Genomic DNA, 9,942 nt, shown 5'->3' on the forward strand with positions numbered 1-9,942 from the left:
TCGCCGCGCGGTTGGCGAAAGGGGATGTGCCGATGACACCTCGCAGACGCGGCTGGTTCAGATCGGGGCCCGATCATGAGTGGATCAGTGGAGCGCGCGCCGCGGCGTCGGCCGCCTTCCTCGATATGGATCGCAGGCAGACGGCGGCGGAGGCGGGCGTGGTGGCCAGTGAGCAGGTTTTCCCGGACCGCCGCGTCGGCGCGCTCTGGGAGCCGGTGCGCGCACAGTGCTACGCCGCGGCGGGCGCGTACCTGAGCTTCACCGAGGAACTCGACGCCGCCGAGGCCACCGGCACGCCGATCGCCGACGGTCCGGCCAGGGCCGACGCCCTGGTCCGCCAGCTCAACGAGGCCGCGCGCGGGGTCGACGAGTTCTATCACGCCCGCAGCGAGCAGCTGGCGGAGGCGGCGCGGGTGCGCTCGGTGGTGCCGCAGCTGCTGGCGCAGGTGCGTGGTGAGGCCGAGCGCGCGCTCGCGGCGGCGGCGTCGTCGGGTTACGCGAACTACCCCTCGATCGAGGCCGGTGTAAGGCGGCTGAATGAGGCTCTGATCACAGCGTCCGCGACCGATCCGCAGGCGGCGGTGGCGGCCGCGCGCACGGTCGCGGCCGAGGTGCAGCAGGCGACGGCGGAATTGTCGGATGCGTTGGCGCAAGCCCCTTCTCGCGCGTCGGCGGCGGCGAACGCGATCGCTTCGGTGACGACCAGGTTGGCCGCGGTCCGCAACCGGGCCGACGCGCTCGGTCCGGCCTACTCGGCGCTGCTGCGGGAGTTCAACGCTGCGAGTTCGGCGGACTTGACCAACAATGAGCGGGAAAGCCGGCGCGGCATCGACGCCGCGGACACGGCGCTGGTGGGCGCGCGTGTCGCGGCTGCCGATCACGACCCGGAGACCGCCCTTGATTTGACCGCCACCGCGCGCCAGCACCTCGCCGAGGCCGAGCAGTTGGTCGACGCCGTCACCCGGCGCCTCGAATTGCTCCGCGGGGTGCGTGCCGACCCCGATGCGCACGCCCGCACCGTACGATTCCGGCTGCGGGACGCGCAGATGCTCGCGGTCGACCGAGGACTGGTCGGCGAGTGGGGTTCGGTGCTCGATGCGCAAGCCGAACGCCTCGACCGCATCATTTCCGGACTGACGGGTCGTCATCCAGACTATTGGGCATACGTGTCCGAACTGGATACCGTCGCGGCGTTCATCGCCGGCGTGGTCGACCGCATGAGAAAAACCGCCCGAACCGACAGCACGTAGGAACACAGACATGAGATGGCCCGGAAAATGAGGTGGGGGGAATGACCGCGGGGTACGCCGTCGCGCCGGAGATTTGCCTGCGTAAGCAGGTTCCGCTGCGCCACTTCCGGCAGTTGTGCGGGCCGAGGGCCCGTGAGCTGTTCCTGGTAGAGCCGGAGCCGATCGTCGGCGCCCACGATCGGGAACTACTGGCGACCGCGCTCGGCGCGACGCTGTATGTGCCCGCCACCCGCCCCGACCTGGCCGCCACCATCAGCCGCCGAGCCGCGCGCGGCGTCTGCTCGATGGTGATCGACCTCGAGGACGCCGTCGCCGACCACCAGGTGGAGGCCGCCAAGCAGCACGCGGTCGCGACCCTGGACCTGCTCGCGCGCAGCGAGGACCCGAACCCGATGCTGTTCGTCCGGGTGCGCGACCCGCAGACCGTGACCGAGCTGGTCGGCCTGCTCGGGCCGGGCGCCGAGGTGCTCACCGGATTCGTCTTCCCCAAGTTCGACGCCGTCACCGGGCCCGCCTATCTGGCCGCCCTCGACGACGCCCGGCGCACACTGGACCGCCCGATCTACGGCATGCCCGTGCTCGAATCGGCGAGTCTGGTGCACCGGCAGACCCGCGACGAGCAGCTCGCGCGCATCGCCGACCTGCTGGCCGAACACCGCGACCACCTGCTCGCGGTACGCATCGGCGCCACCGACATGTGCTCGACCTTCGGCATCCGCCGCGACCGCGACCTGACGATCTACGACGTGCGCGTGGTCGCCGACGTGATCGCCGACATCGTGAACTACCTGGGCCGTGCCGACGGCACCGGTTTCATCATCACCGGGCCGGTGTGGGAATACTTCGCCGACCACGAGCGGATGTTCCGGCCGCTGCTGCGGACCGCGCCGTTCGAGGAGTCCGACGCGGTGCCGTTCCGCCAGTACCTGGTCAGTCGCGACCTCGACGGCCTGCTGCGCGAGATCACCCTGGACCGCGCCAACGGCATCCAGGGCAAGACGGTGATCCACCCGTCGCATGTGGCGGCGGTGCACGCGCTGTCGGTGGTGACGCACGAGGAGTACGCCGACGCGCTGCACATCATGGAGGCCGACGTCGGCGGCGTCGCGGCCTCGGAGTACCGCAACAAGATGAACGAGATGCGCCCGCACCGCAGTTGGGCCCGCCAGACGCTGGTCCGGGCTCGCGCGTTCGGTGTCGCCAACAAGGGAGTGTCCTTCGTGGATTTGCTGACAGCGATGATCGCCGAATGAGCGCGTTCGGCCTCGATCTCGAAACACCGTGGGCGACCGCGAATCTGGGCATCGAACTGCGGCACGGCGAGTCGTTCGCCGCGTCGGCGGCCGCGGACGCGCTGCCGGGTGAACTCTCGATCGCCGCGCTGGTCCAGCCGGGTCTGCGCCGCAATCCGCGCCGGGCGCACCTGCTGGTGTCGACCGTGCTCGGCAAGCACCTGCCCACCGACCCGCGCGTGGTGATCGGCGCGGGCAATCGGCTGGGCGACCTGGTGCGCGGGGTCCTGGGCGACCGGGAACCCGTCGTGCTCGGATTCGCCGAGACCGCGACGGGTCTCGGTCACTGTGTGGCGGCGCGGATCGGCGCCGGGTGCTACCTGCACTCCACTCGCCGTGAGGTCGCGCGGGCCACCACGCTGACCGGGTTCGAGGAGGGGCATTCGCATGCCACCTCGCACCTGCTGCAACCCGCGCCCGCCGACATCTTCGTCAACGATCTGCCGCTGGTGCTGGTCGACGACGAGATCTCGACCGGCGACACCGCCATCGACGCCGTTCGCGCGCTGCACGCGTTCGCGCCGCGCTCGCATTACGTGCTCGCCTCCCTGGTCGACATGCGCACCGCCGCCGACCGGGCCAAGTTCGAGACGTTCGCCGCCGAACTCGGTGCCCGCATCGACACCGTGTGCCTGGCCTCGGGCCGCACCGAGCTGCCCGACGGTCTGATCGAGACGGTCACCTCGATGCCCGAACCGGAGCTCAATCCGACAGCGGCCCACCGTGGTTCGTTCGGCCGGATCGAGTTGTCCTGGCCCGCCGATGTTCCCGAGGGCGGCAGGCACGGCATCCTGAACTCCGAGGTCGCCGCCTTCGATGTCGCGCTGAAGGCCGCCACCGGCCAGGTCCAGGCTCGCCTCGCCGCCGAGTTCGCCGATCGCCCGGTGATTGTGCTCGGTCACGAGGAGCTGATGTACCTGCCGCTGCGGCTGGCCGCCGAGCTGGCCGAAGGCGGCATCCCCACCCGATTCCAGACCACCACGCGCTCACCGGCTTACGTGCTCGACGAGCCCGGCTACCCGCTGCGGCGCGGCTTCCGTTTCCACGCGCCGGAGCCCGACGCGACCGCCAAGCGCTACCTGTACAACGCGCACTGGCCAGACGGCGCGGTGGCGCCGGTACTGCTGGTCGTCCTCGATCCGCCCGCCGATACGCCCGAACTCGTGGCGCCGGGCGGTCTGGTCGACGTGCTGACCGCCGCGGGCGCCGATGTGCTGGTCGCCGTCCTGCCGGGTGCGGACCCGCGAGCGCTGCACACGACACGAACTTCGGCAGCGCGCGCCGTGGTCCCCGCGCGGGCGCACGCGGCCGACCAGGCCGCCGAATCCGTGCGGCCCGACCCCGATGCGGCGGCCGCGCCCGATCGCCCTCGTCCGCTGCACGGACCCGACTTCGGTTCCTACGCGGCCGACGAGGTGTCGTGGCTGCTCAAGGACCTCTCGGGCGTCGACTTGGAAGCCGATGTCGCCGAACGCGAACGGCGAATCCAGGCGGGCGTGGCGCACTACGCCGAATCGCTGCCGGTCGAGTACCAGCCCGATGCCGAGTACCGCGAGCTGTTCGAGCGGGTGCTCGCCGAGAGCGCCGAGCGGCTCGCACTGGCGGTGGCGACGGTCGCCGAGCTCGTGGTGGCCGAACGCGGCGAGGACATCGTGCTGGTCTCGCTGGCCAGGGCGGGCACGCCCGTCGGCGTGCTGATGCGGCGATGGCTGGCCAGTGGGGTCGGCAGGCCGAGTCTGACGGTGCCGCACTACGCGGTGTCGATCGTGCGTGACCGTGGCATCGACGCGGTGGCGCTGGATTATCTCGCCCAGCACCATGATCCGGCTTCGATCGTGTTCGTCGACGGCTGGACCGGCAAGGGTGCAATCACCAGGGAGCTCACCGCGGCGCTCGACGAATATCACGCCGCCGGTGGCGCCCGGTTCAACGACGAGCTGGTCGTGCTCGCCGATCCGGGCAACTCGGTGCGCACCTACGGCACCCGCGACGACTTCCTGATCGCCTCGGCCTGCCTGAATTCCACGGTGTCCGGACTGGTCTCGCGCACCGTCCTCAACGACACCCTGATCGGGCCCGGTGAATTCCACGGTGCGAAGTTCTATCGCGAGCTCGCCGACGTCGATGTCTCGAACCAGCTGCTCGACGCGGTGACAGGTGCCTTCGGCGCCGTCGCCGAGCAGGTGCCCGCCGCGGTCGCCGCGATCCGGGATTCCGATCGCACCCCCGACTGGTCCGGCTGGGCCTCGGTGGAGCGGGTGCGCGCCGAATATGGTGTCGCCACAGTGAATTTCGTGAAGCCGGGCGTCGGCGAGACCACCCGCGTGCTGCTGCGCCGGGTACCGTGGCGGGTGCTGGTTCGCGAAGCGGATGCTCCCGAGCACGCACACATCCGCCTGCTCGCGGCCGCGCGCAATGTCCCGGTGGAAGTGGTCCCCGACCTGGCCTACAGCTGTATGGGCCTGATCAAGGAGCTGGATCAGTGACCGCCGACGCGTTGTTCGCCACCGATCTCGATCGCACGATGATCTACTCGCGCAACGGATTCGGCGGCGCCGACGCGGTAGCGAAACTGTGTGTGGAGTACTACGAGGGCGAACCGCTGTCGTACATGACCACCACCGCCGTCACGCGGCTGGCCGAACTGGCGTCGCTGGCCCCGGTGCTCCCGACGACGACCCGCACGATCGAGCAGTTCCAGCGGATCGACCTGCCGGGCGCGCCGTGGCGCTACGCCATCACCAGCAACGGCGGCAACATCCTGGTCGACGGGCTGCCCGACCCCACCTGGCGCGCCGCGATCGACGACACGGTGCGCGCCTCCGGCGCCACCCTCGCCGAGATCGGCGCCGAATGGCGTTCCCGCATCGACGATTCCTGGGTCACCAAGTATCGCGAGGCCGACGGGCTGTTCTGCTACCTGGTGGTTCGCCCCGAGGCGGTGCCCGCCGGTTTCCTCGCCGAGTGGGACGCGTGGTGTCGCGCGCGCGGCTGGTCGGCCTCACAGCAGGGGCGCAAGATCTACACGATGCCGGACGCGGTCTGTAAGAGTCTGGCGGTCGCGGAGGTCCGCCGCCGACTGGTGGAATCCGGTGAACTGGCCGAGGGCGCTGCGTTGTTCACCGCCGGTGACGGTGCGCTGGACGCGCCGATGCTGGCCGTGGCCGACGCCGCGATCCGGCCACGACACGGTGAGCTGGAGGAGCTGGGCCATTCGGCCCCGAATCTGACCGTGACCGAGAACGCGGGGATTCTCGCCGGAGTGGAGATCCTCGAGTGGTTCCACGTCGCGCTCGAGCGCGCCGCGCTGGCGGCGGACCCGGTCTGAGTCGTGAGATCCCGGGTGCCGCTGCGGCGCCCGGGATTCCCCGAACTCACGACTCGGGGAACAGGCCCTTCGCCAGCACCGGCCACGAGGTCTTGAGATCGTCCTGCCAGTAGCCCCACGAGTGGGTGCCGGTGTCGCGGTAGACGAAGGTACCGGGGATGCCGAGCTGGTCCAGCCGCGTCTGCAGATTGTGCGAGGACACGAAGATCGCGCCCTCGATCAGCGCGCCGAGCGCGACCGTCTTGGGGGTGTCGGCGGGCTTCTCCATCCGGAACGGTCCGCCCGCCTGATCGTGGATGCCCGGGATGCCGGTGCCGGTGGAGACGAAAAGATTTGTCCCACGCAGTTTCTCGGCGTTCACCAGCGGATCGTTGGCCACCCACAGCGGCCCGCCGACCGGACCCCACATGTTCTCGGCGTCACCGCCGCCGTACATCTCCACGGTCAGCTTCACCGCCTGCTGCCCCGCCGGATCGCTGACCTGGGTGAGCCCGCTGTACACCGCGGCGCTGCGGAACAGGCCGGGCTCGGCGATCGCCAGGTTCAGCACCGGGATGCCCGACATCGACAGGCCCGCGATGGCGTTGACGCCGTTGGTGCCCAGCGCGGCGTCGATCAGTGGGGGCAGTTCTTCGGCGATGTAGGTCTGCCACTTGTTCACGCCGAGCACGGGGTCGGGCTTGATCCAGTCGGTGTAGAAGGTCCACGCGCCGCCGATGATCTGGACGACGTTGATGTCCTTGTCGGACAGGAAGCTCAGCGCGTCGGTGCGCAGCTGCCAGGAGGCGCGGTCCATGCCGCCGCCCGCGCCGTTGAGCAGGTAGAGCGCGGGCTTGGGTGCGGAGGTGTCGGCGGGGCGCTGGATGTCGACGGGGAAGGTCCGGTTCATCGCCGCGGAGTGCACGTACAGGCGCAGGTGCCGGGAGTCGGTGACCTCCATCTTCTCGATGAAGGAGCCATCGGGCGCGCTCACCTTGTCGATGCTGACGCCCGGTGCGGTGGCGGGCGCCGCCGACGCGGGGGTGCCGGTGATGATCGACGCGGTGACGGCGCACAGTGCCGCCGCCACGATCCGCCGGATGCTGCGACGCTGCACTGCGCCCACTCCTCTGATCGAGCTATCGCCGACCCGTTCTCTCGGCGGTGCCCACCGTAGCGGGCGGGCACGACCCGTCGTCAGGTTTTGGCGCGTTCTCGTTTCAGAATTGCGGGAGTGGGGTCAGTAGTGCTGCTGCTGACCCTGCAGCTGCTGGGCGATCACGCCCTGGATGCGTTGCAGACCGCCGACGGTGATGCCGCTCTGGAGCTGGCCCTCGATGGTCCTGACCAGGGCCTGATCGCTCATCACCTTCTCCGAGGACTGGATCAGCACGGTGCCGGCGCCGGTGAAGTCGAATTGGCGCTCCTCGCCCGAGTTCGCGCCCATCCTGGCCGCGCCCGCCGCCAGGAAGCTGCCGATCCAGCCCTGGTCGAAGTGGTGACTGGGGGAGGGGCAGTCGGCCCAGCCGACCAGCGCCTCGGGGTCGACCCGCAGCGGCGGCTCGGCGAACATCACCGGGCCGTTGGAGGAGGCGAGGAACTTGCCGGTGCCGATCAGGGTGAGGAACCCGGGCACGATCGACTGCTTGAGCGCCAGGCCCGGCTCGAAGGCGAGCAGGTTGGCGCCCCGGATGGTGAGGTTGCCGTCCTCGAGATCGTAGGAATTGATGTCGTAGCCGCGGTCGCCGATGATCAGCTTGCCGTGGCCCTCGGCCACCACGTAGTCACCGGCGAACAGCGGCGCCGAGAACTGGCTGCTCACCATGTGCATGAGGTTGCCCTGCAGGCCGTGGGTGAGCATCTGGAACTGGATCTGGCCGTAGTAGGCGATCATCGCGCCCTTGCGCATGAACCACGGGCCGGTCAGGTCGATGCAGTAGGCGTAGCTGTTGCCCGGGATGTTGTCGCTGGCACCGAGAGTCATCGGGGAATGGATCTGGCTCATCGGCTCACAACTTCTCTTCGGAGGCCTGCACGAAAACGACACCCTGGCCGTGGCAATGCAGCTGCATCGCCTCACCGGCGCCGCGACCGACCGCGTCGCGCCAGCTCATCGCCGACTTCAGCTCGGTCTGCACGTTGCCGTAGGCCGCGACGAAGGCCTGCGGATCGACGATCACCGGATTCGGCCCGCCCACCTGCAGTTCCAGGAAACCGCCGTGCGCGAGCAGCACCGCGGCGCCCTGGCCGCCGAGCTGGGTGGTGAACATGCCCTGGCCGGTCACGACACCCGCCGCGGCGCCGCGCAGCGCGCCCATCAGGCCACCGCCGCCGCCTCCGCCGCCGCCACCGGAGCTGGCCACCGAGACCACCGAGGACTGCAGCCCCGCGGTGTTGGCCAGCAGGCGAGAGGCCTCCACGCGCAGCACCGCGCCCGGCTGCATCTGCACCACGTGCACCTCGAGCCCGGCGAAACCGTAATGGACGGTGCCGTTTCCGCGCGCCAGCATGGTGCGCTCGTGCTCGCCCGCCATCATCGCGCCGGCCATCCGCATCAGGCCGCCGCCACCCATGCCGGGTCCGGCGCCGGGGATCTGGTGCGGCGCGAACGCGACCTGGCCCTGGTAGAACAGCATCGCGCCGGTCCGGGCGACCACGCCGCCCGCCTGCCCGACATCGACCTTGACGACCTTGCTGTTGACTTTCTCGAACATTTCCGTCGCCTACCGTTCCGCCGGCTGGATCAGCACGACACCCTGGCCGTCCCACCGCAGCGAGAAGGCCTCACCCGCGTCCTGGCCGACCATGGTGCGCCAGGAGACATCGGTGACGAAGGACTGGTTGAGGTTGCCGCGGGCCGCGACGAACGCGTCCGGGTCCACGATCAGCGGGTACTGCGGCGAGACTTCCAGATGGATCAGCGGACCGCCGGCCGACAGCAGCGCCACCTGGCCCTGCCCGCTGACGGTGGTGGTGAACAGGCCGCTGCCCGCCGACATCCCGCCGACCCCGGCGAAGCGCACATCGGTGCGCAGATTGCCCGCGAAGGCGAGCAACTGCTGCGACTCGACCTGCAGGGTGTCGTTGTCGAGATCGACCACGGTGACGTTCTGGCCGTTCACCGCGAAGAAGACGCGGCCGTTGCCGGTGCATTCCATCAGCGACAGCTTCTCGCCGGTGGCGCGGCGCTTGAGGCCCGATAGCACGCCCTCGCCGCCGCCGAATCCGGCCGATTTGAACTGCACATTGCCTTCGTAGGCGACCATCGAGCCGGAGATCGCGCGGATACTCGTCCCCGCGAGGTGGGCCTCGATCACCTTCTTCGATTGTTCGAACAGCTGCGCCATGACGGCCCTGGAGTCCCCTCTGGACAGGCGGGTGGAATGCCCGATACGTACTGCGTGGACACCCTAACCGATCGATCGGCCGCGCGCCGTGGCTGCGGAGCGCGGACGCTCGTCGCCGCTTTCTCGTAGAGTGGCAGACGACCGCACCGACAAGCGAAGGGTCGAACTTGTCTGCAACACTCGCCAAGGGCCAGAACGGTCCACTGGCCGTCAGTGACGTGGTGATCTCGCTCCAGCTCACGGCACCGGCCGATCTGTCCGCGCTGCTCGTGACCGAGCAGGGCAAGGTCCGCACGGATGCCGACTTCGTCTTCTACAACCAGCCGAGTGGACCTGGCGTCGATCTGCGCCCCGGTCCGGCGGGTCAGGCGGCCTCCCTTGCGGTTTCGCTGCCCGCGGTGCCCGCCGACATCGACCAGATCCGCGCCGTCATCACCCTCGACGACGCCAACAGCAACTTCGGCCGGTTCGCCCCGCCCACCGCGATCGTCTCCGACGCCGCCGGTAACCAGCTGTTCGAGTACCGGATCGACGGGCTCGACGCCGAGTCGATCGTGATCGCGCTGGAGCTGTACCGCCGTCAGGGCGGCTGGAAGGTCCGCGCCGTCGGCCAGGGCTACGCCGGGGGCTTCGCCGCGCTGGTCACCGATCACGGTGTGCAGGTGGATGATTCGCCCGCGCCCGCCGCCGCGCCGCAGCAGGCCGTCCCGCAGCAGGCCCCGCCGCCGCCCGCCTACCCCGCGCAG

General features: G+C 69.9%; 9 protein-coding genes. 5 read left to right on the top strand and 4 right to left on the bottom strand.

The annotated features are described in order from the left end of the window. The first annotated feature begins 125 nt into the window (after positions 1-125). From V8688_RS07115 to V8688_RS07130, 4 genes are read left to right on the top strand one after another with little or no spacing between them, the layout of a single operon-like run. Positions 126-1,250: a hypothetical protein gene (locus V8688_RS07115; protein ID WP_342800447.1), complete on the top strand. Its 1,125-nt coding sequence runs from the start codon at positions 126-128 to the stop codon at positions 1,248-1,250. Between the two features lie 41 nt (positions 1,251-1,291). After that, the gene (locus V8688_RS07120; RefSeq protein ID WP_218718407.1) at positions 1,292-2,503 is read left to right on the top strand and encodes an HpcH/HpaI aldolase/citrate lyase family protein; all 1,212 of its coding nucleotides are present in this window, start codon (positions 1,292-1,294) and stop codon (positions 2,501-2,503) included. Beyond that, positions 2,500-5,028, top strand: coding sequence for a phosphoribosyltransferase (locus V8688_RS07125; RefSeq protein WP_342800445.1), 2,529 nt, complete (start codon positions 2,500-2,502; stop codon positions 5,026-5,028). Before V8688_RS07120 ends, V8688_RS07125 begins: the two co-directional genes overlap by 4 nt. 38 nt (positions 5,029-5,066) lie before the next feature. Next, positions 5,067-5,870 carry an HAD family hydrolase gene (locus tag V8688_RS07130; protein WP_342800448.1) on the top strand — a complete coding sequence of 268 codons (804 nt, stop codon included), beginning with the start codon at positions 5,067-5,069 and terminating at the stop codon, positions 5,868-5,870. Between the two features lie 46 nt (positions 5,871-5,916). On the opposite strand, the gene V8688_RS07135 is transcribed toward V8688_RS07130, so the two are convergent. The 4 genes from V8688_RS07135 to V8688_RS07150 form a co-directional block, all read right to left on the bottom strand. Beyond that, positions 5,917-6,966, bottom strand: a complete 1,050-nt coding sequence (locus tag V8688_RS07135) for an alpha/beta hydrolase family protein (RefSeq protein ID WP_218718409.1) — start codon at positions 6,964-6,966, stop codon at positions 5,917-5,919. Between the two features lie 123 nt (positions 6,967-7,089). Continuing rightward, positions 7,090-7,854 carry an AIM24 family protein gene (locus tag V8688_RS07140; protein ID WP_218718410.1) on the bottom strand — a complete coding sequence of 255 codons (765 nt, stop codon included), beginning with the start codon at positions 7,852-7,854 and terminating at the stop codon, positions 7,090-7,092. Positions 7,855-7,858: 4 nt separating this feature from the next. Further along, entirely contained in the window at positions 7,859-8,563 is a 705-nt protein-coding gene (locus tag V8688_RS07145; protein WP_218718411.1) for an AIM24 family protein, read from the bottom strand. A 9-nt stretch (positions 8,564-8,572) separates the two neighbouring features. Further along, the gene (locus V8688_RS07150) at positions 8,573-9,196 is read right to left on the bottom strand and encodes an AIM24 family protein (RefSeq protein WP_218718412.1); all 624 of its coding nucleotides are present in this window, start codon (positions 9,194-9,196) and stop codon (positions 8,573-8,575) included. A 167-nt stretch (positions 9,197-9,363) separates the two neighbouring features. Between V8688_RS07150 and V8688_RS07155 the strand changes: the two genes are divergently transcribed. Continuing rightward, positions 9,364-9,942 (top strand): TerD family protein (locus V8688_RS07155; protein ID WP_342800446.1); only part of this gene is annotated, 579 nt, incomplete at its 3' end.

Source organism: Nocardia sp. No.11, assembly GCF_038752175.1.
In the GTDB taxonomy this organism is placed as follows: Bacteria; Actinomycetota; Actinomycetes; order Mycobacteriales; family Mycobacteriaceae; genus Nocardia; species Nocardia canadensis.

What these genes read in the sequence shown, in the direction of transcription:
- V8688_RS07150 (WP_218718412.1), bottom strand. Translation starts at nt 9,196, where the DNA reads ATGGCGCAGCTGTTCGAACAATCGAAGAAGGTGATCGAGGCCCACCTC.
- V8688_RS07125 (WP_342800445.1), top strand. Translation starts at nt 2,500, where the DNA reads ATGAGCGCGTTCGGCCTCGATCTCGAAACACCGTGGGCGACCGCGAAT.
- V8688_RS07140 (WP_218718410.1), bottom strand. Translation starts at nt 7,854, where the DNA reads ATGAGCCAGATCCATTCCCCGATGACTCTCGGTGCCAGCGACAACATC.
- V8688_RS07130 (WP_342800448.1), top strand. Translation starts at nt 5,067, where the DNA reads ATGATCTACTCGCGCAACGGATTCGGCGGCGCCGACGCGGTAGCGAAA.
- V8688_RS07145 (WP_218718411.1), bottom strand. Translation starts at nt 8,563, where the DNA reads ATGTTCGAGAAAGTCAACAGCAAGGTCGTCAAGGTCGATGTCGGGCAG.
- V8688_RS07115 (WP_342800447.1), top strand. Translation starts at nt 126, where the DNA reads ATGGATCGCAGGCAGACGGCGGCGGAGGCGGGCGTGGTGGCCAGTGAG.
- V8688_RS07120 (WP_218718407.1), top strand. Translation starts at nt 1,292, where the DNA reads ATGACCGCGGGGTACGCCGTCGCGCCGGAGATTTGCCTGCGTAAGCAG.